The 26879-nt window shown below is 73.8% G+C and carries 19 protein-coding genes; 12 read left to right on the forward strand and 7 right to left on the reverse strand.

The window, feature by feature from the left end; genetic code table 11:
• Positions 1–476: 476 nt before the first annotated feature.
• Entirely contained in the window at positions 477–1655 is a 1179-nt protein-coding gene (locus tag BMW99_RS22620; protein WP_075017427.1) for an ROK family protein, read from the reverse strand.
• Positions 1656–1773: 118 nt separating this feature from the next.
• Here BMW99_RS22620 and BMW99_RS22625 point away from each other — a divergent pair, with 118 nt between their 5' ends.
• The 4 genes from BMW99_RS22625 to BMW99_RS22640 all read left to right on the forward strand — a co-directional run bounded on the left by BMW99_RS22625 (position 1774) and on the right by BMW99_RS22640 (position 5770).
• Positions 1774–2907: a Gfo/Idh/MocA family protein gene (locus BMW99_RS22625; protein WP_075017428.1), complete on the forward strand. Its 1134-nt coding sequence runs from the start codon at positions 1774–1776 to the stop codon at positions 2905–2907.
• 1 nt (position 2908) lies between these two features.
• The gene (locus BMW99_RS22630) at positions 2909–3829 is read left to right on the forward strand and encodes a sugar phosphate isomerase/epimerase family protein (RefSeq protein ID WP_069464621.1); all 921 of its coding nucleotides are present in this window, start codon (positions 2909–2911) and stop codon (positions 3827–3829) included.
• Positions 3830–3923: 94 nt separating this feature from the next.
• The gene (locus tag BMW99_RS22635) at positions 3924–4670 is read left to right on the forward strand and encodes a sugar phosphate isomerase/epimerase family protein (RefSeq protein ID WP_069464622.1); all 747 of its coding nucleotides are present in this window, start codon (positions 3924–3926) and stop codon (positions 4668–4670) included.
• Positions 4667–5770, forward strand: a complete 1104-nt coding sequence (locus BMW99_RS22640; RefSeq protein WP_069464623.1) for a Gfo/Idh/MocA family protein — start codon at positions 4667–4669, stop codon at positions 5768–5770. The genes BMW99_RS22635 and BMW99_RS22640 overlap by 4 nt, the downstream gene beginning before the upstream one ends.
• A gap of 270 nt (positions 5771–6040) precedes the next feature.
• On the opposite strand, the gene BMW99_RS22645 is transcribed toward BMW99_RS22640, so the two are convergent.
• The 5 genes from BMW99_RS22645 to BMW99_RS22665 all read right to left on the reverse strand — a co-directional run bounded on the left by BMW99_RS22645 (position 6041) and on the right by BMW99_RS22665 (position 15683).
• Positions 6041–8302, reverse strand: a complete 2262-nt coding sequence (locus BMW99_RS22645) for an RICIN domain-containing protein (RefSeq protein ID WP_245791587.1) — start codon at positions 8300–8302, stop codon at positions 6041–6043.
• A gap of 263 nt (positions 8303–8565) precedes the next feature.
• On the reverse strand, positions 8566–10098 hold the full coding sequence (locus BMW99_RS22650) for a glycosyl hydrolase family 18 protein (protein WP_069464625.1): 1533 nt from the start codon (positions 10096–10098) through the stop codon (positions 8566–8568).
• 290 nt (positions 10099–10388) lie between these two features.
• Positions 10389–11768 (reverse strand): S53 family peptidase, encoded by a 1380-nt coding sequence (locus tag BMW99_RS22655; protein ID WP_069464626.1) that lies wholly within the window; start codon positions 11766–11768, stop codon positions 10389–10391.
• 229 nt (positions 11769–11997) lie between these two features.
• On the reverse strand, positions 11998–12897 hold the full coding sequence (locus BMW99_RS22660) for an ABC transporter permease (RefSeq protein ID WP_075017429.1): 900 nt from the start codon (positions 12895–12897) through the stop codon (positions 11998–12000).
• Positions 12894–15683 (reverse strand): alpha/beta fold hydrolase, encoded by a 2790-nt coding sequence (locus BMW99_RS22665; protein WP_079176145.1) that lies wholly within the window; start codon positions 15681–15683, stop codon positions 12894–12896. Before BMW99_RS22665 ends, BMW99_RS22660 begins: the two co-directional genes overlap by 4 nt.
• A 164-nt stretch (positions 15684–15847) precedes the next feature.
• On the opposite strand from BMW99_RS22665, the gene BMW99_RS22670 reads away from it, so the two are divergent.
• From BMW99_RS22670 to BMW99_RS22680, 3 genes are all read left to right on the forward strand, one after another.
• Positions 15848–16495 (forward strand): hypothetical protein, encoded by a 648-nt coding sequence (locus BMW99_RS22670; protein ID WP_069467631.1) that lies wholly within the window; start codon positions 15848–15850, stop codon positions 16493–16495.
• Positions 16496–16573: 78 nt separating this feature from the next.
• Positions 16574–17578 (forward strand): aldo/keto reductase family protein, encoded by a 1005-nt coding sequence (locus BMW99_RS22675; protein ID WP_069467630.1) that lies wholly within the window; start codon positions 16574–16576, stop codon positions 17576–17578.
• Positions 17578–18327, forward strand: coding sequence for a phosphatase PAP2 family protein (locus BMW99_RS22680; protein WP_075017430.1), 750 nt, complete (start codon positions 17578–17580; stop codon positions 18325–18327). The genes BMW99_RS22675 and BMW99_RS22680 overlap by 1 nt, the downstream gene beginning before the upstream one ends.
• Here the strand turns inward: BMW99_RS22680 and BMW99_RS22685 are convergent.
• Positions 18309–19583: a transglycosylase family protein gene (locus tag BMW99_RS22685; RefSeq protein WP_069466187.1), complete on the reverse strand. Its 1275-nt coding sequence runs from the start codon at positions 19581–19583 to the stop codon at positions 18309–18311. The genes BMW99_RS22680 and BMW99_RS22685 overlap by 19 nt on opposite strands.
• 166 nt (positions 19584–19749) lie before the next feature.
• Here BMW99_RS22685 and BMW99_RS22690 point away from each other — a divergent pair, with 166 nt between their 5' ends.
• The 5 genes from BMW99_RS22690 to BMW99_RS22710 all read left to right on the forward strand — a co-directional run bounded on the left by BMW99_RS22690 (position 19750) and on the right by BMW99_RS22710 (position 26840).
• Entirely contained in the window at positions 19750–20829 is a 1080-nt protein-coding gene (locus BMW99_RS22690) for an MsnO8 family LLM class oxidoreductase (protein WP_069466188.1), read from the forward strand.
• Positions 20826–21680, forward strand: a complete 855-nt coding sequence (locus BMW99_RS22695) for an MBL fold metallo-hydrolase (protein ID WP_069466189.1) — start codon at positions 20826–20828, stop codon at positions 21678–21680. The genes BMW99_RS22690 and BMW99_RS22695 overlap by 4 nt, the downstream gene beginning before the upstream one ends.
• A complete protein-coding gene (locus tag BMW99_RS22700) occupies positions 21677–22828 on the forward strand; it encodes an inositol-3-phosphate synthase (RefSeq protein ID WP_079138856.1) in 1152 nt (383 codons plus the stop codon). The genes BMW99_RS22695 and BMW99_RS22700 overlap by 4 nt, the downstream gene beginning before the upstream one ends.
• A 428-nt stretch (positions 22829–23256) precedes the next feature.
• The gene (locus tag BMW99_RS22705; protein ID WP_069466190.1) at positions 23257–24519 is read left to right on the forward strand and encodes a D-alanyl-D-alanine carboxypeptidase family protein; all 1263 of its coding nucleotides are present in this window, start codon (positions 23257–23259) and stop codon (positions 24517–24519) included.
• Positions 24520–24743: 224 nt separating this feature from the next.
• On the forward strand, positions 24744–26840 hold the full coding sequence (locus BMW99_RS22710; protein WP_069466191.1) for a restriction endonuclease: 2097 nt from the start codon (positions 24744–24746) through the stop codon (positions 26838–26840).
• Positions 26841–26879: the final 39 nt, after the last annotated feature.

Here is a 26879-nt window from a genome sequence, read left to right on the forward strand (position 1 = left end):
TCCTCGAGCTTTGCATGGCGACTTCTTCCAGATTGGTGGGCCGGGGCCTTGCAAAGCTCTGCGGGGACACACCCGGATCGTCCCCTTCCGGCCCGTCCCCGTCTGCGGGAGGACATTGGCTGTGTCCCATGTCCCCCGCCGCACGGTGGATCAGCGGGAGGGGGTGGGGAGGAAGTGCTCCCCGCAGAGAAATGTGCGCGGCCCCCGGGCAAGCAGACGGACGAACCCGTATGCACATTTCCGAGGAGACGCTTCCGGAGCGCCCCCGACCCCACGGACAAAGGGCACGCATATCAGGGGCGCGAGGAACTGCGCGAACAACCACGACGAGACCGGCACACGGCAGCGCGCAGCGCGGGGCACCCCGGAGCCCGAACACACCACCGGCCGGTGGACAACGAGCAAGCCCCGGGGGCACCCCGGAGCCCGAACAGGCCCCCGGGGGCCACCCCGCCCCCTGACCCCAGGTGGAACCGTCACGGCGTGGACAGGAACTGCGCGATGCCCGCCGGTGAGAGCAGGTGGTGGACGGCGCGCCGGCGCGCGCCTTCGATCCCCGCGCGCCGCCCCAGAATCGTCGCCTCGATCGCGACCGTCCGCGTCGCCAGCGGCAGGGCCCTCCGGTAGACGGCGGCACGGATGTCCGCGAGCAGGTCGTCGTGGAGGCTGGCGATGCTGCCGCCGAGCACGATCGTGTCGGGGTTCCAGAAGCTGACGAGGGACGCCAGGACGTCCCCGATGCGCTGGGCGGCGAGCCGCACGTGGCGGCGGGCGGTGGGGTCGCCCGCGGCGACGAGGCGGACGACGTCCGCGACGTGCTCGACGGGGAGCCCGGCGTCGCGCAGCGCCGCGGCGATGGCCGCGCCGGAGGCGACCGCCTCGACGCAGCCGGTGTTGCCGCAGTGGCACAGGACGTCGTCCTGGCCGGGCACCCGGATGTGCCCGATGTCGCCCGCGGCGCCGGAAGCGCCGCGGTGCACGCGGCCGCCGGAGGAGACGATGCCGCAGCCGATGCCGGTGCCGACCTTGACGTAGAGGAGGTGGTCGGCGGCGGGCCGGTGCGCGTACTCGCCGAGCGCCATCATGTTCACGTCGTTGTCGACGAGGACGGGCGCGTCGTAGCGGCCCTCGAAGAAGCCGGGGACGCGGTAGCCGTCCCAGCCGCGCATGATCGGCGGGCGGACGACGGTGCCGGTGCTGGCCTCGACGGGGCCGGGCACGCCGATGCCGATGGCGCGTACGTGGGACGCGGGGTGGCCGGCGTCGGCCAGCAGGCGGCCGAGCTGGTCGTGGAGACCGCTGAGGACGGCCTCGGGGCCCTCGTCGATGTCGAGTTCCTCGGTGGCCTCGGACAGGACGGCGCCGCCGAGTTCGGCGACGGCGACGGTGCTGTGGGTGGCGCCGAGGTCGACGGCGCAGACCACCGCGGCGTCGGAGGCGAGTTGCAGGGCCAGCGGCGGGCGGCCGCGTTCGGTGGCGACGGTGCCGGTCTCCACCAGGAGGCCCTTGGTGATGAGCAGGTCGACGCGCTGGGCGACGGCGGCGCGGGACAGGCCGGTGGCGGTGGCGAGCTGGCTGCGCCGGGTGGTGCCGCCGGCGACGAGTCCGGCGAGCTCGCTCAGTGCGGTCAACTGCCGGTCGCCTGCTGCGCTCACGTGGTCGTCGCCCCTCTTCCGCCCGGCTTATTTATGACAGAAGTTAGCCGAAATCTTGCCATTGTCAACCGAAAGAGCGGTGGCTAGCGTCTTTGGGGAACCGAAAGGGAGGGCCACGTTGGGAGCTTCGGGTCACACCTCGCACGCATCGGCAGGTGCGTCGCGGCAAGGACCACCGCGGTCGCCGCTGCGCACGGCCATCGCCGGGACGGGCATGATCGGCCGGGTGCACCTGGACGCGGTGCGCCGCACCGGCGCCCCCGTCGTGGGGATCAGCGCCTCGACGCCGGCCCGGGCCAAGGAGGCCGCCGCCGCGCTCGGCGTGGAGCGGGCCTTCGACTCCTCCGAGGAGCTGGTCACCAGCGACGACGTCGACGTGGTCCACCTGTGCACGCCCAACGACGTGCACGCCCGCCTGGCCGAACTCGCCCTGCGCGCCGGCAAGCACGTGGTGTGCGAGAAGCCCCTGACGACCTCGGCGGCGACCGCCGACGCCCTGGCGGCGCTGGCCGCGGAGAGCGGGCGGGTGGCCGCGGTGCCGTTCGTGTACCGGTACCACCCGATGGCGGCCGAGGCGCGCGCCCGCGTCCGCGACGGCCGGGCGGGAGAGGTGCGCCTGGTGCACGGCCACTACCTGCAGGACTGGCTGTCCGAGCCGGGTGACACCAACTGGCGGGTGGACGCGGCGGCCGGCGGCCCGTCGCGGGCGTTCGCCGACATCGGCTCGCACTGGTGCGACCTGGTGGAGTGGGTGACCGGGCACCGGATCAGCGAGCTGACCGCGGTGAGCCAGACGGTGCCGCGCGACGGCGGGCTGCCCGCCACCGAGGACGTGGTGCAGCTGCTGTTCCGCACCGACCTCGGCGCGACCGGCTCGGTGACGGTGTCCCAGATCTCGCCGGGCCGCAAGAACCGGCTGTGGTTCGAGGTCGACGGCACCCGCACCGCGCTCGCCTTCGACCAGGAGAACCCCGAGTCGCTGTTCGTGGGCAGCCGCGGTGAGAACGCGGCGGTGCTGCGCGACCCGGCCGTGCTGTCGCCGGACGCGGCCCGCCTGTCGGTGGTCCCCGGCGGCCATCCGATGGGGTACCTGGACTGCTTCGCCGCCTTCGTCCGCGACGTGCACGCCGCCATCCGCGGCGACGGCACCGGGGGCGCGTTCCCCACCTTCGACGACGCCGCCCGCATGGTGCGCCTCACCGAGGCGGTCCTGGACTCCGCCGCGAACCGCTCCTGGAAAGAGGTCTCCTGAGATGAAGCTGGGCTTCCTGACCGCCTGCCTTCCGCAACTGCCGCTGGACGAGATCGCGGCGTGGGCGGCGGCGCACGACTACGAGGCGCTGGAGGTGGCGACGTGGCCGTCGACCGGCTCCCGTGACTTCGAGGCCAGCCACATCGACGTACGGGCCTTCGGCGCGCGCGAGGCCGAGGACGTCCGGGCGCTGTTCGACAAGCACGGGCTGCTGCTGTCGTCGCTGGCGTACTACGAGAACAACCTGCACGCCGACGAGGCGCGCAGGGCGGAGATCGCCGATCACGTGCGGGCCAACGTGGACGCCGCGCAGCTGCTCGGCGTGGAGAGCGTGGGCACGTTCATCGGGCGGCACCCGGGCCTGTCGGTCAAGGAGAACATCGCGCTGGCCGAGCGGGAGCTGCCGCCGCTGGTGGAGTACGCCGGCGAGCGCGGGGTGAAGATCATCATCGAGAACTGCGTGATGGAGGGCTGGCACCCCGACGGCTACCCGGGCAACCTCGCCTACTCCCCCGAGCTGTGGGAGTGGATGTTCGACCTGGGCCTGTACCTCAACTACGACCCCTCGCACCTGCTGTGGCTGGGCATCGACCCGGTCACGGCGCTCAAGCCCTACCTGGACCGCATCCCGCACGCCCAGGCCAAGGACGCCCAGCTGGATCCGGCCGCCCGGAACCGGTACGGCTTCTTCGGCCGGACCGTCGAGCGCAACGACGGCTGGGACAGCGGCTGGTGGCGCTACCGCGTACCGGGGCTCGGCGACGTGGACTGGCGCCGCGTCGTCGACACCCTGTACGAGGGCGGCTTCACCGGCGTGCTGTCCGTGGAGCACGAGGACCCCGTCTGGAGCGGTGACGTCCAGCGGGTCACCCAGGGCCTGGAGATCGCCCATCGCACTCTGCGGCCCCTCATCGTCGGCTGACTCCCACCACCGGCATCCGTACACACCCGCACCGACGCCGTAGTGCGCGCACCGTCCTGCCGCACTGCTGTTCGACCGAGGAGGCATCCGTTCGATGACCCACCCCCTGAGCATCCAGCTCTACACCCTCCGGGACCAGATGGCCGCCGACCGCGACGGGACGCTGACCCGGCTCGCCGGGATCGGCTACCGCTCGGTGGAGCCGTACGACCCGACGGCGGACCCGGCCGGTTTCCGCAAGATCGCCGACGACCTGGGCATCAGCGTGACCAGCACGCACGCGTACGCGCTGTTCGACAAGGACGCCGGCGAGGTGTTCGACGCGGTCGCCACGGTGGGGACCGACCGGGCGATCATCCCCGGCGGCATCGCCCACGAGGAGTTCACCACGCTGGAGGGCCTGCAGCGGACCGCGGACCTGCTCAACGGCTTCGCGTCGAAGGCCGCGGAGCGCGGCATCCGCATCGGCTACCACAACCACTGGTGGGAGATCGAGCCGCGCTTCGAGGACCGCACCGCGCTGGAGGTGCTGGCGGGCCTGCTGGCGCCCGAGGTCTTCCTCGAGGTCGACACGTACTGGGCGGCCGTTGGCGGCGCCGACGTGCCGCAGCTGCTGCGGAGCCTCGGCGACCGGGTGCTGGCCCTGCACGTCAAGGACGGCCCCGGGGTGAAGGACGAGCCGCACACCGCGGTCGGCAAGGGCGTCATCGACGTGCCGTCGATCCTGGCCGCCGCGCCGGACGCGGTGCGCATCGTCGAACTCGACTCGTGTGCGGGCGACGTCTTCGATGCCGTCGCCGAGTCGCACGCCTATCTGACCGCGCTGGAGGGGCGTTCATGAGCAGTGGTCCGGTCGGCGTGGCGCTGGTCGGCGCCGGCGTCATCAGCACGCAGTACCTGACGGCGCTGTCGACGTTCCCCGACGTCCGGGTGTTGTCGGTGGCGGACCTGGACGTGGCGCGGGCCCGCGCGCAGGCGGAGGCGTACGGGGTGCCGGCGCACGGCGACCTGGCGTCGGCGCTGGCGATCCCCGAGGTGGAGATCGTCGTGAACCTGACGATCCCGGCCGCGCACGCCGAGGTCGCGACCGCGGCACTGCGGGCGGGCAAGCACGTCTACGGCGAGAAGCCGCTGGCCCTGGCGCCGTCCGACGGGGCGAAGATCCTCGCCGAGGCCCAGACCCGGGGCCTGCGGGTGGGCAGCGCGCCGGACACCTTCCTCGGCGCGGGGCTGCAGTCGGCGGCGCGTGCGCTGCGGGCGGGCCTGATCGGCGAGCCGGTCAGCGCGACGGCGGTCACGCAGGGCCCGGGCCCGGAGAGCTGGCACCCGAGCCCGGAGTTCCTGTTCCAGTACGGCGCGGGGCCGCTGTTCGACATCGGCCCGTACTACCTGACGGCGCTCGTCGCGCTGTTCGGCTCGGTGGACCGGGTGGCCGCGACCGCCCGGCAGGCGCGGGCGCAGCGGGTGATCGGTTCCGGTCCGAAGGCCGGCACCGTCTTCGACGTCGAAGTGCCCACGCACGTCCACGCGTTGCTCGACTTCGCGAACGGCCCGAGCACGTCGGCGACGTTCAGCTTCGACTCGTCGGTGCCGCGCCGCATGATCGAGATCACCGGCACCGAGGGCACGTTGTCGCTGCCCGACCCGAACACCTTCGACGGTCCGCTGCAGGTCCGCGCACTCGGCGAGGAGGAGTGGCGGGACCTGCCGGTGGAGGGCACGACGGCCGGGCGCGGTATCGGCGTGCTCGACATGGCCCGGGCCGTGCGGGGCGGCGACCGTCACCGGGCGTCCGGTGAACTCGCGCAGCACGTGCTGGAGTTGATGGCGTCGATCACCGACTCGGCGGAGCGGCACGGGTTCGTGGGCATGGAGTCGGCGGCTCCGGCGGTGGAGACACTGCCGGACGGCTGGGACCCGGTGGCGGCGACGTTGACCTGACGCGCGTCGCGCCACCGAGCGGCCGGGCACGATCCCGGCCACCTGGCCGGCCCACCCGTGGGGGGATGGGTCGGCCAGGCCTTTCTCCGGGCCGTCCACGGCGACGGCGGAATGCGGCGGGTCCGGCCCTTGCGCGCGCACGGGTGAGGCCGGCCGGCAGGATGCGCCCCCTGGGCCGGCCGGCCCCGTACCTGTGCGCGGCGGTGTCACCCGCCGGCGTCCCCCCGGGACTCCCCCGCGGGGGTGTTCCGGGCGGGCGCCCGCCCCCGGTCAGGGGTAGGTGGTCCAGGTCTCGTGGTTGTGGCTGGCGGTGACCTGGGCTCCGGTGGTGTCGACGATGTGGTTGATGGTGCCGGCGCCGCCCAGCACCGTGGTGACCATGTCGTGGAACTTCACGTTGGTGCTGGTGGGCGTCTCGATGGCGTGGCCGAGCACCAGGGACGGGTTGTCGCGCAGGTAGGCGTAGATGCCCACGCCCCATGCCTCGTGCGTGGTCACGGAGTTGGCGACCTTGTAGGAGGCGTAGCCGAGGTCGCCGCCGCTGGTCGTCCAGCTGCCCTGGTCGGGCACGTCGTACGGGGTCTCGCTCTGGTAGAAGTACACGCGGCCGCCGTTGGCGTTCCAGGTGGTCTGGTACTTCTCGTAGTGCTCGACGGCGAGGCCGTACATCGTCACGTCGGCGCCGTTGACGACCAGGCCCTGCATGGCCGGGTTGGTGTTCCAGCCGACGCCGTTGGAGTGGTCGCCGCGCCACAGCCACAGGTCGTCGCCGACGACGTCGGCGCTGTTGACCACCAGGGTGGTGGTGGCCTTGCCGGCGATGTCGCCGCCGACGCGGAAGAACACGTCCTGCAGCACGGTCGGGTCGGCCGAGTGGTCGGCGGTGGAGCCGCTCGGGCCGACCTGCATCAGCGTCGCCGAGTTGGTGGTGTTGGCGCTGATCAGCAGGCCCGCGATGTCGATGCCGTCGACGTCCGCGGTGGTGATGGCGGTGACTCCGTTGTCCGGCACCAGCGTGGCCATGCCCATGCCGAGCACCACGGTGTCGGGACGCGTGACGTTCAGCGGCGCCGACAGGTGGTAGACGCCGGGGGTGACGAGCAGGTTCTTGCCCGCGGCGAGCGCGTTGTTCATCGTCGTCGCGGTGTCACCGGGCTTGGCGATGTAGAAGTCGCCGATCGGGATCGAGGTTCCGGCGGGGGTGCCGTTGACCCAGTCCGGTCCCTGGGCGTTGGTGCGCACCGCGGGGTTGAAGACCTGCCAGGCGCCGGCCGAGTCCACGTAGAGGAACGGCTTCTCCTTGGAGACCGGGCTCTGCGCGACCGTGGTGTTCGGCGGGTTGGGGAAGCTCTGGCCGGGCGCGCCGGTGTCGCCGACGAACACCATGTTCCAGTTGCTGCCGCTCCAGCCGCCCATCGCGGTGTTCTTGGTGAGGAACTGCTGCTGGGTGCCGGAGCTGATGGTCCCGGAGATCCGGGAGTCGCCGACGTAGCCGCCGGACGACCAGTTGCCGCTGGTGCCGTGGGTGTTGTCGTACAGCAGCATGCCGCCGTGCACGTCCATCCGGCGGAACGGGTCGGCCTGGGAGACGGCGTACATGGTGCTGCCGGAGCTCGGGCTCAGTTCCATGTTCTCGACGTCGCGCCAGAAGTTCTGCGTCGCGTTGCCGTCGGCGGTGTGGCCCTCGACCCGGATGCCGCTGCCGGTGATGTCGACCTGGTCGGGCGACAGGCCGAGGCCGGAGACCTGGGTGTTGTAGCCGACCGGGATGCTCACGTTGTAGGTGCCCGGCATGAACAGCATGGCGTTGCGCTGGGTGCCGAACTCGTTGTTGACCTGTGCGTTGTAGACCGACGTGATCTGCGACTGGATGGCGGACGTCGACATCGACGGGTCGAACACGGTCACGTTGGGGCCGAAGTCCGGGGTGCCGGGCGGCGGTGTGGTGGTGCCGCCGCCGCTGCCCCCGACGTTGAACGACTGGGCGGCGGTGCCGTTGCAGGTGTACTGCTGCAGTTGGACGCTGTCGGCGGTGGAGGCCGAGGGCACGTCCAGGCACTTGCCGCTGTTGCGGTTGACGAAGTGGAAGGAGCCGCCGGACTCGGCGACCGGCAGCCACTGCTGGTTGGCGCCGCCGCCGTACAGCCACAGCTGGGTGAGGGCGCCGTCGGCCGTGGACACGCCGGTCTCGTCCCACACCTGGTCGGGCGCGGTGGACACGCCGATCCGGTAGTAGCCGCTGTCGGTCGCGGTGAACTGCCAGGACTGCGCCGAGGTGCCGTTGCAGGTGTACTGCTGCACCGCGGTGCCGTTGCCGGTCGCCGCGGCGCGGGCGTCGACGCACTTGCCGCTGTTGACGTTGGTGACGGTGGCCGGTGCGGTGGGGATCGTGGCGGCGCCCGCGTCCCTGGCGGTGACCAGGGCTATTCCGAGCGAGGTCGGGAGCAGGATCGCCACCGCGAGGGCGGCCGTCCGTCTGCGGCGGCGGCTCGCCGGGGGTGGTGTGCCGGGCACGGCAAGGACCTGTGTCACAGGGTCTCCTTGGTCGCGTTGTGGGGGTCGCGATGCGCTGTGGACGCTAGGGGCCGCCCGCACGGGAGTCAATACACATCAAAAAATAAGTCGTGAACTATGCACGGGAGTTGGCCACGCGAAGGGGCCCGGCCAGCACGGCCGAGCCCCTCGGCGCGTGGCGGGACCGGCTCCTGGCCAGGCCGCGTGACGCGCGGAAACGTACCGGTCCCGCGAGTGCGCGGGATACCTCGGAGCGCCCGGAACCTGCCGGGGTCAGGAACTCAGCAGGCGCCGAGGTCCTGCCAGACGCCCCACTCGCCCGTGGTGCCGGGCTCCTCGTTGGTCGTCCACCACTTCGCCTTCCAGGTGTGGCCCTTCCACGAGACCGTGTTGCCGCCGACGTAGATCGCCGAGGAACTCCACTGGGCCGCGGTGCAGCTGGTCGTGCCGCCCGTCACCGTCAGGGTGTAGGTGGCGGTGTGCACGGCGGATCCCTCGGTGCCGGTGACCGTCAGGGCGTAGGTGCCGCTGGCCGCCGCGGCCGTCGTGGACACCGACAGGGTGGCGCTGCCGCCCGCGGTGACCGAGGCCGGGCTGACGGAGGCGGTGACGCCCGCGGGGGCGCCGCTGACCGACAGGGCGACGGACTGCGCCGACCCGGCGGCCACCGCGGTCTTGATGCTGGAGGTCGCGGACGAACCGGCGGCGACGCTCGCCGACGACGGCGTCAGGGAGAGCGAGAAGTCGTTCGCCGGCGGCGTGGTGGTACCGCTGGTGAACGGCTCGAAGGTGTGGCTGAACTGCCAGGTGCTCTGCGTGGTGCCCGAGCAGCTGTCGGAGCCGCCGGTGCCCGGGCAGCCGCCGTTGTCCCGCTGGAGGGCCCAGAACGACAGGGTGTTGATGCCCTTGCCGACCGCCCAGTTGTACACGGTGGTGGCGTTCGCCGTGGTGAAGGTCTCCGCGGCGCCGTAGTCGTCGATGCCGGGCATCTCGGTGACGCCGATGGAGCCCCACAGCTGCGCGTCGGTCTTGGACGGGTACAGCGTCTTGAGCTGGTCGTGCAGGCCCTGCGCCGCGGTCTGCGTGTCGGTGGCCATGTTGTGGGTGGCACCGTCGTAGTAGTCGAACGTCATGATGTTGACGACGTCGATCCGGGCGTTGTTGGACACCGCGTTCTGCAGCACCTTCAGGCCGCTGTCGGCGAGGCCCGTCGTGGTGGTGGGCAGGGTGTACGAGAACTGGATGCTCCGGCCGTTGGCCGCAGCCCAGTCCTCGACCGCCTTGACCGCCTTGTTGCGGCGGTCGATGCCGGCCGTGTTGGTGAGCGAGTTGTCCTCGGTGTCGAGGTCGATGCGGCTGATGTCGTAGGTCGTGATGACCTTCTCGTAGGCCGCGGCGATCGAGTTGACGTCGGTGCAGCTGTCGGCGATCTCGGTGCCGGTGTCGTCGGCCGTGAAGCCTCCGAAGGACGGGATGACGTCGCCGCCGGAGGCGCGCAGCGTGCTGATGTCGCTGCCGAAGTTGGCCGAGGCTATCGGCATGCCGCTGTCGCCGTTCCAGTACGGCGTGCAGGAGCCCTTGGTGGCGGCCTGGATGAACGCCATCGTCAGGTACTTGTTGCCGGACTGCGAGGCGAGGCCGGACAGGCTGTCGCCGTTGTAGGCCTCGAAGTAGGGGGCGAAGACGTGCGCGGGCAGTGGGGTGGCCGCGTGCGCGGTACCGGCGCCGGTCAGCGCCAGTCCGGCGGACGCGACGGCGGTGACGACACCGGTGAGCAGGGTGCGGAGGACGGGTCTGCGAACGGGTCCGGTCATGGACCGCGCTCCCTTCGACGGTGGGGGGCTTCAGCATCCGGAAGCACATATTTGGTCTGGACCAATAGTGCTGGTCTGGACCACCCGACTGTCAAGGGTCCTAACAGACAAGGTTGTTGACAGTCTCCCGTCCGAACGGAGGGAACCGGCCACCGCCGCGTCCTGTCGGGGACGCGGCGGCGGCCGGATTCAGCGACGGCGGCCGGCCTCGGCGCCGCTCGGCGGTCGGTGCCGCTCCGCGGACGGTTCCACGGTCGGCGCCGTCAGCACGATCAGCGCGGCCCGCGAGGTCAGCGCGGCCAGCTCGTCAGCGCCAGCGCCGGGACGAAGCGCGCCGCGTCGAGGGTGCCGACGCCGGTGGCCATGTCGTAGCCCTTCACCGCGGTGTAGCCGGTGACGCCGTCGTAGGAGTTGTTGGTGCCGTCGGCGACGTCCACGATGCCGCTGAACTTCGCCGTGCCCTTGGCGAGGGCGTACAGCGCCTGGTGGATGTCGCCCACCCGGTGCCCGGCCAGCTGGTCGGCGAGCGCGACGATGCCGGAGAACAGCGGGCTCGCCTCGCTCGTGCCGCCGTAGACGTCCCAGCCCACCGCTGTCGGGTCGAAGCTGGAGTACACCCACGCGCCGCCGTCGACGGCCGCCGACATGGAGATGTCCGGAGTGCCGCGCTGTGCGCCGACGACCTGCCGGACGCCGTTCTGGTAGAGCGGCCTGGCGAAGACGTGCGACTGCCCGCCGCCGCCGGCGCCGTAGTCGTTGTACACGCTGTCCGGCGCCGTGCGGTCGCCCGCGTCGTCCAGGTGCAGCTGGGTGCCGCCCACCGAGGTGACCAGCGGGTCGGAGGAGGGCCAGGAGTTCACCCGGTACGGGTAGTTGGTGCTGCCGTCCTCGGTCGCGTCGGTGGCACCGCCGTCGCCGGAGGACGCCAGCACCGTCACCCCGTGCCGCTGCGCGTCCTTGAAGGCGTAGCGCAGCTTCCCGATGCTGGAGAAGTCGCCCTGCGCGAAGCCGGGGAAGGTGTTCTCCGTCGCGCCGAAGCTCTGCGTGATGACGTCGCCCACGCCGTGGTCGATCATGGCCTTCTCGGCGTCCATCATCTCCGGCAGGCCGGTGACGCCCTCGGTCTCCGCGACGCCCGTCTCCACCAGCACGATGTGCGCGTCCGGCGCCGTCGCGTGGGCCATCTCGACGTCCAGCGTGCTCTCGCCGGCCCACCCGGTGTGGTCGGGGTTGGTCGGGTCGAACGGCGGGACGTCGCCCCACTTGACGACCTGGACGTGGGTGCTGGCCATGCCGAACTGCGCGCTGTAGACGTCGAGGTCGTGCTGGATCGTCGGCGAGCCGAACGAGTCCACGATCACGATGGTGCGGCCCTTGCCGGTGACGCCCGCGCGGTACAGCGGCTTCAGGTCGTACGCCTGGCGGTACTGCAGGGGCGTGTAGCAGTTGATGCCCCATTTGGCCTGGCACTGCGCGATGGTCAGCGGGCTGCCGACGCCCTTGATCAGGCGGTGGCCGGCCACGGCGGGCACCGCCTTGACGGCGCCGGTCACGTGGCCGGCCGCGGCGGCCGCGCCGCTCATCGGGGCGGCGATCAGGGCGGCGGCGGTGAGGGCGGTGGCCCCGGCCGCGGCGGCCACGGCGCGAGGCCGCGGGCGAGATCTGCGCATGGACCCTCCTTGAGTGAAGCTCTCCGGTGGGTGGTGCGGCCGCACGAGGACGGCTGTTGTGATGATCTGATCTGTGGATCATGCGCAGAACAAGTGAATTGGCCGTCTGCTGCCCCCTGCTTTACCCGGACGGCCGAATCCTTTGCCGGGTCATCGACAGGAAATGGGGGTACGCCCGAGGAATACAGCGGGACGCAGCGGGACCCAGCGACCCGCCGGTGACGGGCGGTCAGGACACGATGTCCTTGGAGCGGAAGCCGCGGAACGCCAGCGCGACGAGCACCAGCGCGTAGGACAGCGACACGGACGTCCCCTGCAGCATCCCCGACCATTCCATGGTCGGCTGCAGCGCGTCCGCCCAGGAGAACTGCCAGTGCGCCGGCAGGACGTCCCGCCAGGAGCCGAGCGCGGTGACCGCGTCCAGCACGTTGCCGAGGATCGTCAGGCCCACCGCGCCCCCGACCGCGCCCAGCGGCGCGTCGGTGACCGTCGACAGCCAGAACGCCAGCGCGGCGGTGACCAGTTCGCTGACGAAGATGAACGCGACGGCGATCGCCAGCCGCGGCAGGGCGGCGCCGGAACTCAGCGTGCCGCCGGTGGGCAGCTCCAGGTCGCCCCACCCGTAGGCCACGGTGCCGGCCGCGAGCGCCACGGCCGGCAGCAGCACGATGGCGACCGCGGAGAACAGGAGCGCCACCGCGAGCTTCACACCCAGCAGCCGGGCCCGCGGCACCGGCGCGGCCAGCAGGTACCGCAGGCTCGACCAGCCGGCCTCGGAGGCGACGGTGTCGCCGCAGAACAGCGCGACCGGCACCACCAGCACGAACCCGGCGGACACGAACAGGCAGGTCGCGGCGAAGTTCGCGCCGGACGCCGTGGCCGTGTCGATCAGCGTCGGCCCGTTGCGCCCGTCGCCGCTCGGCGTCCCGCCGATCGCGAAGGCCGCGATGAGGATGAACGGCAGCGCCACGAGCAGGGCGGCCACGATCATCGTGCGCCGCCGCAGCAGCTGGCGGCGCGCCTCGACCCGCAGCCGCAGGGTGCGCCCGGCGCGATAGCCGGGCGCGGTGGCCGCGGCCGGGCCGGGCGGGACCGGCGCGGGGACGGGGGCAGCGGGTGCGGTGCTCATGCCGAGCCTCCGATCAGGGTGAGGAAGGCGTCCTCCAGGCGGCGGTGCGGCCCGACCTGGGACACGGGGATGTCGAGGCGGACCAGTTCGGCCACCAGCCGGGACGCCGACATGCCGTCGAGCACGGCCAGCAGCCCGTCCTCCTCGCGGACCACCGTGGCGACGCCCGGCAGCGCGGCGACCTTGTCGACCGCGGACTGGGGCACCTCCCCGTCGACGCCGACGAGCACGGTGTCCGCGGAGCCGACGATCTCGGCGACCGGGCCCGCGGTCACCAGCCGGCCGCGGTCCATCACCACCAGGTGCGTGCAGCTCTGCTCCACCTCGGCCAGCAGGTGGCTGGAGACGATGACGGTCCGGCCGGCGCCGGCGTAGCGGATCATCACCTCGCGCATCTCGCGGATCTGCGGCGGGTCGAGGCCGTTGGTCGGCTCGTCGAGGATCAGCAGGTCGGGCAGGCCCAGCATGGCCTGGGCGATGGCCAGGCGCTGCCGCATGCCCTGCGAGTAGGTGCGCACCGCGCGGTCCAGCGCGTCGCCCAGGCCGGCGATCTCCAGCGCCTCCGCGAGGTGGGCGTCCTCCGCCGGGCGCCCGGTGGCCTGCCAGTACAGGTCGAGGTTGGCGCGGCCGGTCAGGTGCGGCAGGAATCCGGCACCCTCGACGAACGCGCCGACGCGGGACAGCACGGGCGCGCCCGGGCGCACCGCCTCGCCGAAGATCCGGATCTCGCCCTCGTCCGGCCGGATGAGGCCCATCAGCATCCGCAGGGTGGTGGTCTTGCCCGCGCCGTTCGGCCCGAGCAGGCCCAGCACCTGGCCGGGTTCGACGCGGAACGACAGCTCGCGCACGGCGTACCGGTCGGCGGCCTTCGCGTACTTCTTGCTCAGCCCGGTGATCTGCAGCGGCACCGCGGCGAGCGCGGGGTCGGCCGGGCGGGGCCGGCCGCGACGGCGGCCGGTGAGCAGCAGTGCCGCCGCGGCGGCGACCGCGAGCGGCGGGAGCACCCACACCCAGACCGGGAGGGGGGTCGCGTCCGCGGTCAGACCGGGGTCGGTGGGCACGGTCAGCCGCGGGTCGGCGAGGGAGACGGTCAGCACCGAGGGCGCGGCCGGGGAGGCGTAGCCGAGGTCGGTGGTCGACAGCACGAGGCGCAGCCGGTGGCCGCCGGCGAAGGCGTGGTCGACGGCCGGGAGGTGCAGCCGCACGGTGGTGCCCTGGGGCGAGCCGGCGACGCGCACCGGGGTGGCGAGCGAGGCCGGCAGGGTCTGCTTGCCGTCAGGACCCAGGTCGTACAGCTTGGCGAACAGCACGGCGTCGGGCGCGTCGGTGGCGACCTTCACCGACACCTCGGGCGCACCGGTCAGCGTGACCGCGTGGCGCAGCTGCGCGGAGTCGAACGAGGCGGACTGCCCGGGGAAGTCCAGGGCGAGTCCGGCGCCGAACTGGGAGAGCTGGGTGAGGCCGCCGGCGCCGGGCACGGCGGAGATGCCGGGCGGTGAGCCGCCGGCGGGGCTGGTGACGCGCTGCGCGCCGCCGCTGAGCGCGTACCGGCGGGTGCGGGTGCCGTGCAGGCCCGGGTAGGCCGCTCCGCTCGCGCCGCGCAGGACGACGCTGCCGTCGGTGGAGTTGAGGCCGCCGGTGCGGGTCACACGGAACGCGGGCCCGGTGCCGGTCGCGGTGTCGCCCTTGAGGTAGTGGTCGAACCAGGCGGTGACGCGGGCGTCGACCCGGGCGTCCTCGGTGTCGCCCCCGTCGTGGCCGCCGGAGATCCAGTCGACCTTCACCGGGGCGCCGTTGGCCCGCAGGGCGCGGGCCATCGCGTCGGACTGGTCGAGGGTGAACAGCGAGTCGGTCTGGCCCTGCACGATGAGCGCGGGCACCTTGATGCGGGCGCCCACCGCGGCCGGGCTGAGCGCGGTCAGCTGCGCCTCCGCGGCCGCGTCGGGCCTGCCCGCCTCGGCGACCCGCTTGTACAGGTCGCAGATGGCGGCGGTGAAGCGGCCGCACAGCGGGTCCGCCGCGGTGGCGCCGCTGCCCGCCGGCTGCCCCGCGGACGGGTTCGCCGGGCCCGAGGTGGAGTCCGGGGAGCCCGACGCCCCGGAAGGCGCGGGCGTCGGTGCCGTCGCGGGCGCGCCACCGAGACCGCCGGTCAGCGGGGTGGCACCGCTGGTGAAGAAGATGCCGGCCCACAGCTTCTTGTAGACGTCGCCGGGGAACAGGGCGTCGCTGAGGTTCCAGTACGTCTCGCGCGGCGCGATCGCGTCGATGCGGTGGTCGTAGCCCGCGGCGAGCAGCGAGATCGCGCCGCCGTACGAGACACCGGTGATGCCGACCCGCGGGTCGCCCGGCGCGTCGAGGCGCACCTCGGGCCGGGTGGCGAGCCAGTCGACGAGCTTGCGGACGTCGGCGACCTCGCCGTCCGGCGCGTTCAAGCCGATGCGGCCGGTGGAGCGGCCGAAGCCGCGGGCCGACCAGGTCAGCACCGCGTAGCCGTGCCTGGCCAGCGTCTCCGCCTGGCCGCGCACCTCGTCCTTGCTGCCGCCGAAGCCGTGGCCGAGCAGCACCGCGGGTCTGCGGCCGGGGCCGCCGGCCGTGAAGTACGACGTGTCGAGCCGCACCCCGCCGGCGCCGGCCAGCATCGCGTCGCTGCGGTGCACCGCGGACCCGCGGCCCTCGGCCGCGCTGCCGACGGCGACCGCGCCGCCGGCCGCGAGCAGCACGAGCGCCCCCACGACCGCGGCCCGCCGCTTCCACCCCGGCCGGCGCAGCGCCCTTCGAAGATCCATCCCCCGATCCTAGGTGGCGGCCGCGCCGGGCCCGGCGCACCGGTCCCATTCCCCGGCATTTCCCAGACACCGGCAGGGCGGCACGGCAGGGCCGGCCCTTCCCCGCGCGGCGGGACGCGGGCGCACGGCGGTGACCGTCGGTGGCAGCGCCTACAGTCGGAGCCATGGGCAAGGGGCTGGGCGCGGCGGGACGCAGGGCGGTGACGGGGTCCGACCCGGCGACCGGCCGGGTGCGGGCGTCGGCCGCGGTGTGCGCGTCGCTCGTCGCGGCGGGGCTCGCGGTGCCGCACGGTCGCGGCGGCCATCACAGCCACTACCTGACGACCGAGGGCCGGCGGCTGCGGGCCGAACTCGCCGCGTCCGGCGCTCCCCCGGACGCGGCGCAGCCGGTCCCCTCCCCCACTACCGGGTCGTTCACCGCGGACGACGGCACGGGGAGGCTGCCGCCGGTCGATCCCGCCCGGCGGGCCGCCGAGGTCGCCTCGGCCTGGGAGGGCCTGCTGCAGATCCGGTCGGTACTGGCGGACGGCGAGTCCGCGCTGCCCGCGCCCTGGGAGCGGGAACGAGTGGTCCACGCGGTCGCGTTGGCGCTGGAGGCCGCGGGGTGCCCGCCGGCCCGGGCCGGCTCGCCCGGCTACCGGGTGACCGCGTCGGCCCATCCGGACACCGCCGAGATCGCCTGGTCCGCAGCGTCGCCGGCCGACGCCCTGGCCCGCTGCGCGGAGCTGCTGGCCGCCCGCGGATGGCAGTCGACCCGGCACCGCACCCGGGCCGGCGACCCGTTCCTGCTGACGAGCCCGGCCAAGCGCTGAGGCCCGGTCCCCGCCCCCCGGCGTTCGAGCGCGCTCTACCGTCGCACCAGGCCAGGGCCACGATCTAGAGTCCTGGTCATGGAATACCGTCATCTCGGCCGCAGCGGCCTGATCATCAGCGAGATCGCCTACGGCAACTGGCTCACCCACGGCTCCCAGGTGGAGGAGGACGCGGCCACCGCCTGCGTCCAGGCCGCGCTCGACGCGGGCATCACCACGTTCGACACCGCCGATGTCTACGCGCAGACGCGAGCCGAGTCGGTGCTCGGCCGCGCGCTGAAGGGCGAGCGCCGCGAGGGCCTGGAGATCCTCACCAAGGTGTTCTGGCCGACCGGTCCGGGCCGCAACGACCGCGGTCTGTCCCGCAAGCACATCAGGGAGTCGATCGACAACTCCCTGCGCCGCCTGCAGACCGAGTACGTCGACCTCTACCAGGCGCACCGGTTCGACCGGTTCACGCCGCTGGAGGAGACGATGGAGGCGTTCGCCGACGTCGTGCACTCCGGGAAGGCGCACTACATCGGCGTGTCCGAGTGGACGGCCGACCAGATCCGCCGGGCGCACGCGCTGGCCCGGGAACTGCACATCCCGCTGGTCTCCAACCAGCCGCAGTACTCGGCGCTGTGGCGGGTCATCGAGGGCGAGGTCGTCCCGGCGTGCGAGGAGCTCGGCCTGGGCCAGATCGTGTTCTCGCCGATCGCGCAGGGCGTGCTGACCGGCAAGTACCAGCCGGGCCAGGAGCCGCCGGCCGGCTCGCGGGCCACCGACGACAAGGGCGGCTCGGCCATGATCGGCCGCTACATGAACGACGACCTGCTGGAGCGCGTGCAGTTGCTGCAGCCGCTGGCCGCCGACTCCGGTCTGAGCATGGCGCAGCTCGCGGTCGCCTGGGTGCTGCAGAACCCGAACGTGTCGGCGGCGATCGTCGGCGCCTCGCGGCCCGAGCAGGTGGCGGAGAACGCCAAGGCGGCGGGTGTGCGGCTGGACGCGGAGGTGATGGCCGGGATCGAGGCGGCGCTCGCGCCCGTCGCGGTCGTCGACCCCAAGCGCGTGCACGACAACGTGCCGGTGCAGCGCCCGTAGTGGGCCACCGGCCTGCCGTCACGCTGCCCCCGGCGCGCCGGCTGGTGCTGCCGGCCGTCCTCGCCGTCGCGTTCGCGGCGCTGGCCGCCGTCGTGCTCGCACGGCACGGCACACCGTACGGTGTGGACACCGGACCGCACCACTGGTCCGTGCGGCACCGGCCGCACGGCTGGGCCGTCGCGGCGCGGGCGGTGACGGCGGCGGGCACCGGGCCGTACCCGTATCTCGCGGCGGCGGTCGGGGGCTGGCTGGGCGGCGGCCGCGACGCGCGACGCGGTGTCCCGGCCGCGCTGCTGGCCCTGCTGGCGCTGCTGGCCGGGCAGGTGCTGCGCACCGCGCTGATGCTGCTGCTGCACCGGTCCCGGCCGCCGGTCGTGGACTGGGCGGCGCACGCCTCGGGTCACGCGTTCCCGTCCGGGCACAGTGCGTCCAGCGCGATGGCCGCGGGTGTTTTGGCCTGGGGCCTGCTGCGGACGTTCCCTGGCGCGGTGGGCCGCGTGGCCGCCTGGGCGTGCGGCGCGGTCGCCCTGCTGATCGGGCTCACCCGCGTGTACCTGGGGGTGCACTGGCCCACGGACGTGCTCGGCGCCTGGCTGTTCGCCGGCTGCTGGATGGCGGTGGTGCTGCCGGCGCTGTCCGCTTACGCGGACGGCGGCGACGGCAGCAGCGGCGACCGCATGGACGGCCCCGGCGGCGCGGCCGGCCCCGGGCGGGACGGCCGCCCGGGGACTCAGACGGACACGCCGTGATCGCGCAGGTATCGCAGCGGGTCGATGTCGTCGCCGTAGTCGGGGCCGGTCCTGATCTCGAAGTGCAGGTGCGGGCCGGTGACATTGCCGGTGGCGCCTGAACGCCCTATCCGCTGGCCCTCGTTGACCTGCTGGCCGGCCTTCACCGAGATCTGCGAGAGGTGGGCGTACTGGCTGTAGCGGCCGTCGGCGTGCCGGATGACGACCTGGTAGCCGTACGACCCGCCCCATCCGGCGGTGACGACCCGGCCCGCGGCCACCGAGTGGACGGCGGTGCCGGTGGACACCAGGAAGTCGACGCCGGTGTGGTAGCCGCTCGCCCAGTGGCTGCCGGACGCGTGGTACGCCGTGCCGATCGGGGCGTGTGCCACGGGGAGCGTGTATCCGCTACGTACGAGGGTGTGCGCGGGCGCCGTGTGGTGCTCCGGAGCGCGGCTCCCGCCCGGCTCGGCGGCGGGCTTGGGCTTGGGCTTCGGTTTCGTCGTGGAGGCCGGACGGACGGCCGGGGCCGGTGCGGCCTTCGCCGGGGCGGCCTCGGGCTTCGGCCGGGCGGCGGGCGACGGCACCGTCAGGTGCTGGCCGGGCAGGATCAGGTCGGGGTCGCCGCCGACGACGCCCCGGTTGTCGGCGTACAACTGCGGCCAGCCGCCGGCCACATGGTGGTCCTCGGCGATTCCGGACAGGGTGTCGCCGGACACGACGGTGTAGTGGTCGCGGCCCGCGGGGCGAGCGGGCGCCGGGTGCGGCGACTTCGCCGGAGCCGCCGCCGGGGGCTTCGCGGGCGCCTTCGCCTGCGGGTGGGCGGCGGGCCGCGGCTTGGGGACGGTGGCGTGCGCGGTGTACGAGGCGGCCTGCACGACGTGCGAGGCGGTGGCCGCCTGCCGCGTCAGTCCGGCGCGCACCGAGCACACCGGCCAGGCGGCGGGGCCCTGGCTGCGCAGCACCCGCTCGGCGACCGCGATCTGCTGGTTCCTGGTGGCGAGGTCCGCGCGCGGCGCGTAGGCGGTGCCGCCGAAGGACTTCCAGGTGCTGGACGCGAACTGCAGCCCGCCGTAGAAGCCGTTGCCGGTGTTGATCTGCCAGTTCCCGGAGGACTCGCAGGTGGCGACCTTGTCCCACACGTCCGACGCGGCGGCGTGCGCGGTACTCAGACCCACCAGCGGCAGGGCCAGCCCGGCTCCGCTCGCGGTGACGGTCAGCGAGGCCTGCGACACCCGGCTGGGACGGTAACGGCGGTGGCGTCCGCGTAAGGGCATGGTTGGCGTCCTCTCCAGGACCCGGCCGGCAGTGGTCTGTGGCTGCCGAACACCCGTGTGCCGGGCGCGCCAAAGATAGGCCCGCGTGCCGCGGCGCCACAAGAGTGCCCGCGCGCGTACGGAACGTGACGGGGAATGGCCGCGCGCGGGCGGTGTTGACACCGGCGTGAGCTCCGTACTGCGCGACACGCCCTTCTCCGTGCTGGACCGCTCGCGCACCCGCGAGGCGCCGGACGGTGGCGGTGCGGCCGCGGCGTCCGGCGCCGCGCGGGCGCGGGTGCCGGACGGGCCGCGGGCGCTGCGCGACACGGTCGCGTTCGCACGGGACGTCGAGGCGCTGGGCTACGACGGGTTCTGGGTGTCGGAGCACCACAGCGTGCCCGGCGTGGCGGGGTCGGCGCCGACCGTGCTGGCGGCGGCGGTCGCCGCGGCCACGTCCCGGATCAGGGTCGGCACCGGCGGGGTGATGCTGCCCAACCACCGGCCGCTGGTGGTGGCCGAGCAGTTCGGGGTGCTGGAGTCGCTGTTCCCCGGCCGCATCGACATGGGCATCGGCCGGTCGGTGGGCTTCACCGGCGGGATCAGGAAGGCGCTGGGCGCCGGCCGGGACGAGGCGGAGGCCGAGGCGTTCGGCGGTCGGCTGGAGGAGCTGCTGGGCTGGTTCACCGGTGGCCAGGACTCCTATCCGCAGGTGCACGCGTGGCCCGCGGAGGGCCTGCGGCCGCGACCGTTCCTGCTGGCCGTCGGGAGCGGCGCCGACCTGGCCGCCGCGCACGGCCTGCCGCTGGTGATCGGCGGCCGTCACGAGGACGCCCTGCTGCGGGCGGTGGACCGCTATCGCGACCGTTTCGTGCCCTCGCCGTGGCGGGCGGAGCCCTACGTGGTGCTGTCGGGAACCGTGGCCGTCGCCGCGACGGGTGAGCGGGCCGGGCGGCTGCTGGCGCCGGAGGCGTGGGCGACCGCCCACTCCAGGACCCACGGCGTCTTCCCCCCGCTCGCGCCCGCCGACGCGATCGCGGCGCGCACGATGACCGGGCCGGAGCGGGAGCGCTTCGAGGAGGCGCTGGAGGGTCACGTGGCCGGCACGCCCGAGGACGTCGCGAAGGCCCTGGAGTCCCTGCTGACCCGGAGTGCGGCCGACGAGTTCCTGGTCACCACCAGCACGTACGACCGGGGCGAGCTGCTGGAGTCGTACCGCCTGCTGGCCGAAGTGCTCGGCAGGGCGCCGGGTAGGGTCGTCGGATGACCGCATCCAAGCCGGCCGGGCTCGATGTGCGCTGGCACGCGGGCTGGCCGTCCCCCAAGCACGACCCGGCGCCCGAGATCCAGGTCCACGCCGTCGACGAGAGCACGCTGATCCTGCGGCAGAACATGTCGGTGCACTTCGAGGCGCCGTTCCTGTTCCTGCTGTTCGGCGCCGAGCGGGCGCTGCTGCTGGACACGGGGGCGACCGCCGACCCGGCGTACTTCCCGCTGCGCGCCACCGTCGACGCGGCGGTCGCGGACTGGCTGGACCTGCATCCGCACCCCTCCTACGCGTTGGTGGTCGCGCACACCCACGGGCACGGCGACCATGTCGCGGGCGACGCCCAGTTCGCCGGGCGGCCGGACACGGTGGTGGTCGGGGCGGACCTGGACGCGGTGACCGCCTTCTACGGCCTGCCCGAATGGCCGGGCGGCAGTGCGGAGTTGGACCTGGGCGGCGGCCGGGTGCTGGACGTGCTGCCCGGCCCCGGGCACGAGCGCGCGGCGACCGTCTTCCACGACCGGCGCACGGGACTGCTGTTCACGGGCGACACCCTGTACCCGGGTCACCTCTACATCCGCGACCTCCCCGCGTACACGGCGACGGTCGACCGCCTGCTGGCGTTCTGCGAGCACCATCCGGTGACCCATCTGCTGGGCTGCCACGTCGAGATGACGACGAAGCCCGGCGACGACTACCCGCGCGGCACCACCCACCAGCCGGACGAGCCCCCGCTGGAGATGTCCGTCGGCCACCTGCGGGCGCTGCGCACGGCGCTGGCCGAGGCCGGCGGCCGCCCGGGCACCCATCGCTTCGACGACTTCCTGCTGCACATCGAGGACGCGGGGTGAGCGGCACCACCGGCACGGACACCGGCACCGGCGCCGGCGCTGACACCGGCACCGGGAACGCGCCGGGTACGGTCAACGTCGGCATCGTCGGGGTCGGCAACTGCGCCTCGTCCCTGGTGCAGGGCGTGGAGTTCTACCGGGGCGCGCCCGCGGGCACGGCGGGACTGCGGCATCCGGTGTGCGCGGGGTACGCCGTCGGTGACGTCCGGTTCACCGCCGCCTTCGACGTCGACACCGGCAAGACCGGCAGGGACCTGTCGGAGGCGATCTGGGCGGCGCCGAACAACGCGCGTGCGTTCGCCGACGTGCCGTACCTGGACGTCCCGGTGACGGAGGGCGCGCTGGGCGACGGAGTCGGCCGCAGCGCCTCCGGCCGGCTCGAGGCGCGCGGCGCCGCCTCGGCCGAGGACGTCGCGGAGCGGCTGCGCGCGTCCGGCACGCACGTCCTCGTCAACTTCCTTCCGGTGGGCAGCCAGTCGGCATCGGAGCTGTACGCGCGCGCCGCGCTGCTGGCCGGGTGCGCGTTCGTCAACTGCATGCCCGCGGTGATCGCGCGGTCGGCCCCGTGGGCGCGGGCCTTCGCCGAGGCCGGGCTGCCGCTCGCCGGCGACGACCTGAAGAGCCAGTTCGGCGCGACGCTGGTCCACCGGGCGCTGCTGGAGGTGCTGGAGCGCAACGGCGTCGCCCTGCACAGCACGTACCAGTTGCTGGGCGGCGGCAACATGGACTTCCTCAACCTGCAGGACCCCGAGCGGATGGCCTCCAAGAAGGCGACGAAGACGCAGGGCGCGACGGCCGGCAGCGGCTCTGGTCCGGGCGCGCGCGGACCGCGGATGCATGTGGGGGCGGACTTCATCCCGTTCCTCGGCGACCGCAAGGTGGCCTTCATCCGCGTCCAGGGCGAGGCGTTCGGCGGCACGCCCGTCGAGGTCGACCTGCGGATGGAGGTGGACGACTCGCCGAGCGCGGCGGGCAACGTCCTGGACGCCGTGCGCTGGATGAGGGCCGCGATGGACCGCGGGATCGGCGGTGTGGTGGACCCGGTCTCCGCGGAGCTGATGAAGGCCGCACCGGTGCCGCTGGACGACGAGGCGGTCGCGGCGGGCCTGCGCGGGCTGTCCGGCGACGGCGGTGCGGCGGCGGGCTGAGCCGAGGGGACCGCCGGCCGGGCACGCGACCGGCCCTTCACGCGACCGCCCGACATCCGACCGCCGCGGACCCCACTACCGCGCACCCCGGCACCCGGCGGCCCGCACCCGCCCCGGCCTGCGGCGTGCTGACGGGCCCTCACCCTGGCTCCCGAGCACCGCCGGCCGCTCTCCCGGCGGCCGTCCCGGCACCGATCCGGGAGGGGATGTGACGGCGTGTCGGCTTGCCCCGACGGGTCGTCAGCGTCCCGCACGCCGGACCTCATCCGGATGGCGCCCGCCACCGCGCCAGGCCACGGAGGCGTTCATACGGTAATCGCATGAATGCCTTCCGTCCCCCATTTCACCGCTCGATCCTGGCTCTGACCAGGCCGTTTCCCCGCACCGCCGCGACCTTGGCCGCCGCGTGCGGGCTGTGCGCTCTGTCCGTGGTGCCCACCGCCGGCACGGCCGCCGCCGAGGACGGCGGCGGGCACGGCTCGCAGGGATCCCCGTCCTCCGTCGCGATGGCCGGGGGCGGCGCGCTGCTCTTCGAGTCCGGCGTCCAGGCGGAACCGGACGCGGGTGTGCCCGACCCGCCGTCCGGCATCTCCGCACTGTCCTGGCTCGTGTCGGACGCGACCACCGGGCAGGTGCTGGCCGCCAAGAACGCCCACCGCCAGCTGCCGCCCGCCTCGACCCTCAAGACCCTGTTCGCGGACACCGTCCTGCCGCGCTTCTCCCGCGAGACGACCCACAAGGTCACCGACGCGGACCTGGCGGGCATCGGCGCGGGCAGCAGCCTGGTCGGCATCCAGGTGGGGCAGACCTACACGGTCGCCGACCTGTGGCGCGGGGTCTTCCTCGCATCGGGCAACGACGCCGTCCACGTGCTCGCCCACATGAACGGCTCGGTCGCGGAGACCGTCAGCGACATGCAGGCCAAGGCCAGGATGCTCGGCGCGAACGACACCCACGTCGTCTCGCCGGACGGCTACGACGCGGAAGGGCAGGTGTCGTCGGCGTACGACCTGGCCGTGTTCGCCCGCGCCGGCCTGCAGAACACCGACTTCGCCGAGTACTGCTCCACGAAGGACGCCGACTTCCCCGGCGGCTACGACGCGCACGGCAACTACGTCCAGTCGTTCGGCATCCAGAACACCAACCGGCTGCTGACCGGCGCCAAGGGTGTGACGCCCTACCCCGGGCTGGTCGGCGTGAAGAACGGCTACACCACCAACGCCGGCAACACCCTGATCGCCGCGGCCCGCCACAACGGCCGCACGCTCATCGCGACCGTGATGAACCCTCAGTCCGGCATCCAGAACGCCGTGTACGACGAGGCGGCGAAGCTCCTCGACTGGGGATTCGAGGCGGCGGGGCAGACCACGTCGGTGGGCACGCTCAACACCGTGCGGTCCGCGGCGCTGCAGGACGCCACCGGTTCGGCGGCGGAGCCGGACCGGCAGGCCGGTCAGGCGGAGCAGCCGCGAGCGGCCGGGCACACCGGAAGCGCGGGCACCCCCGCCGCGACGGGGCGCGCGGACGAGGCCGCGGAGGCGGCCACCCCGCGCGACCAGCCGGTGTCACCGGCCTCCGCCAAGTCCTCGACGACGTCGGCGACGGCCTGGTACATCGGCGGCGGCCTGGCCGTCGTGGCCGTGGTGTCCGTCGTGGTGCTGCGCCGACGGCACAGCGCCAAGGCGCGCTGACGCGGGCCGCGGCACTCCGCGGGCCGGCCGTCGCCCCGGTGGCGGCGGCCGGCCGGCGGCGCCCGGACGGCGGGTACGGCGACCGCCCCGCGTCGGGCCCGCGCGCCAGGGGAACCGCCGCGGTGACGTGGCCGTTCACCCGGCGATAAGGTCGGTTGCCCGGCTGCTTCCGGGCAGGTGGTGCCACCGGCCCGCCGTCCGCGCCGAGAGGGAGCCGCCAGCGCATGAGCCGTCGTTCGACCGGGGTGGGGTCCGCGTGGGCGGAGGTCCAGCGCCAGCGGCAGCGCCAGGAGGAGGCCCAGCACCGCGCGCGGGTGCAGCAGCAGCGTGACGCGGAGCGGCAGCAGCGTGCGGCCGAGCGGGCACTGGCCCGCAGCCGGCGCGAGCAGCAGGCCGAGTACCGGGCGCGCCGGGAGGCGGACGCCCGCCGGCGCACCGACGAACTCGAGGCCAGGATGGCTGAGTTGGCCGACCTGCTGCGCACCGGGTGCGCGGTGGCGGCGTTCACGCCCGCGGACCTGATGGCGGACGAGCGGCTGGAGCCGTTCGCGCCCGGCCCGCTCGCCGTGCCGGTCCCGATGCCCCGGTCCGAGCAGTACGCGCCGCAGCAGCGCGCCGGCTGGGGCGGCCGGCGTGCCCAGGAGGACGCGGCCAGGGCGCAGTACGCCGCCGACCTGCGGGCGGCGCAGGCCGCAGAGGCGCAGCGGCAGCGGCAACTGGCCGCCTACCAGGAGCAGTACCGCCGCTGGGCCGACCAGCGGCTGGGCGAGATACGCCGGCACAACGCGGGGGTGCGGGATCTGCTGGACGGCGTGAGCCGCGGCGCACCCGACGCCGTGCAGGAGTACATGAGCGCGGTGCTGTACGCCTCGCGTGCCTGGCCGCAGGGGCTGCCCCGGCAGCTGTCCGCCTCGTACGAGGGGCCGGAGCGGCGGCTGGTGCTGTCGTGGGAACTGCCGGGCCCCGCGGTGGTGCCCGAGGCGGCGTCGGTCCGCTACATGCCGGGCGTGGACCGGGACAAGGAGGTCGCGCGTCCGGTGGCGGAGCGCAGGACCGCCTACCGGGACGTGCTCGCGCAGTGCGTGCTGCTGGTGCTGCGGGAGGTGTTCGGCGCCGATCCCTCGGGGACGGTGGAGTCGGTGGCGCTGAACGGCTTCGTGGACGAGACCGATCCGGCGACCGGGCACCGCACCCCGGTGTTCCTGGCGTCGGTGCTGGTGAACCGGGAGGACTTCACCGCGCTCAACCTGGCGCAGGTCAACGCGGTGGACTGCCTGGAGCAGGCGCTGGCGGGCCAGTTGTCGGCCCGGCCGGACCGGCGGGCCGCGATCACCCCGGTACGGCTGCCGGGCGCCGGCGGTCGTGCGGTCGCCGCGCAGGGCGGTGACGACGAGCCCGATCTGCTGGCGATGGACCCGCTGGTGTTCGAGGAACTGGTCGCCGAGCTGTTCCGGGCCATGGGGATGCAGGCGGTGACCACGGTCCGTTCCGGCGACGGCGGGGTGGACGTGGACGCGCTGGACCCCGATCCGATCCGCGGCGGCACGATCGTGGTGCAGGTCAAGCGGTACCGCAACACCGTCTCACCGAGTGCCGTGCGCGACCTGTACGGCACGGTGCAGAGCGTCGGCGCGAACAAGGGCGTGCTCATCACCACGTCGGGGTTCGGCCCGACGTCGCACACGTTCGCGCACGGCAAGCCGCTGACCCTGGTGTCCGGCACCGATCTGGTGGAACTGCTGCACCAGCACGGTCTGCGCGGGCGGTTGGGCCCCGGGGCCTCCTCTCCCGCCGCCGCGCCACCGGCCGTGTCCGGCCCGGACGACGAGCCGGACGCGAGCGTGCTGGGCATGTGGTGGGCCGGCGGGGTGCGGCTCGACGTGTGCGCCGTGGTGTGCCGGGGCGGCCGGGCACTGGACGACGACCGGTTCGTCTTCTACAACAACCCGCGCACGCCGGACGGCAGCGTGCGGATGATGCCGGGCCTCGGCGAGGACAAGGCGGCGATCTGGGTGGACTTCGACCGGCTGCCCGCGGAGGCCGACCGTGTGGTGCTGGTCGCCGCGGTCGATCCCGTGGCGGATCCGGACGGGGACCTGACCGGCTTCACGGACGCCCGCATCAGGCTGACCGACCCGGCGGGCCAGGAGGTGGACCGGCTGCCGGTGGCGGACGGCAGGCCGGGCGAGACCGCTCTGGTGCTGGGCTCGTTCCGCCGGCGCGGCGCGGACGACTGGGCGTTCGTGTCCGGCGGCAAGGGCTACGGCGGCCCCGCCGCCCTCACCGCGCTGCTGCACGACCACGGCATCGAGGTCGAGTAGCGCACGGCGGGCGGTCCGTTCGCGGCGCCGGCCGTCCTT

The sequence above is a fragment of the Actinacidiphila rubida genome, assembly GCF_900110255.1.
Taxonomy (GTDB): Bacteria; Actinomycetota; Actinomycetes; order Streptomycetales; family Streptomycetaceae; genus Actinacidiphila; species Actinacidiphila rubida.

Bases quoted from the DNA above. Each gene is read 5' to 3' on its own strand.
- BMW99_RS22670 (WP_069467631.1), top strand. From the start codon at position 15,848: ATGGGCAAGGGGCTGGGCGCGGCGGGACGCAGGGCGGTGACGGGGTCC.
- BMW99_RS22635 (WP_069464622.1), top strand. From the start codon at position 3,924: ATGACCCACCCCCTGAGCATCCAGCTCTACACCCTCCGGGACCAGATG.
- BMW99_RS22640 (WP_069464623.1), top strand. From the start codon at position 4,667: ATGAGCAGTGGTCCGGTCGGCGTGGCGCTGGTCGGCGCCGGCGTCATC.
- BMW99_RS22675 (WP_069467630.1), top strand. From the start codon at position 16,574: ATGGAATACCGTCATCTCGGCCGCAGCGGCCTGATCATCAGCGAGATC.
- BMW99_RS22685 (WP_069466187.1), bottom strand. From the start codon at position 19,583: ATGCCCTTACGCGGACGCCACCGCCGTTACCGTCCCAGCCGGGTGTCG.
- BMW99_RS22650 (WP_069464625.1), bottom strand. From the start codon at position 10,098: ATGACCGGACCCGTTCGCAGACCCGTCCTCCGCACCCTGCTCACCGGT.
- BMW99_RS22710 (WP_069466191.1), top strand. From the start codon at position 24,744: ATGAGCCGTCGTTCGACCGGGGTGGGGTCCGCGTGGGCGGAGGTCCAG.
- BMW99_RS22630 (WP_069464621.1), top strand. From the start codon at position 2,909: ATGAAGCTGGGCTTCCTGACCGCCTGCCTTCCGCAACTGCCGCTGGAC.
- BMW99_RS22660 (WP_075017429.1), bottom strand. From the start codon at position 12,897: ATGAGCACCGCACCCGCTGCCCCCGTCCCCGCGCCGGTCCCGCCCGGC.
- BMW99_RS22665 (WP_079176145.1), bottom strand. From the start codon at position 15,683: ATGGATCTTCGAAGGGCGCTGCGCCGGCCGGGGTGGAAGCGGCGGGCC.
- BMW99_RS22655 (WP_069464626.1), bottom strand. From the start codon at position 11,768: ATGCGCAGATCTCGCCCGCGGCCTCGCGCCGTGGCCGCCGCGGCCGGG.
- BMW99_RS22695 (WP_069466189.1), top strand. From the start codon at position 20,826: ATGACCGCATCCAAGCCGGCCGGGCTCGATGTGCGCTGGCACGCGGGC.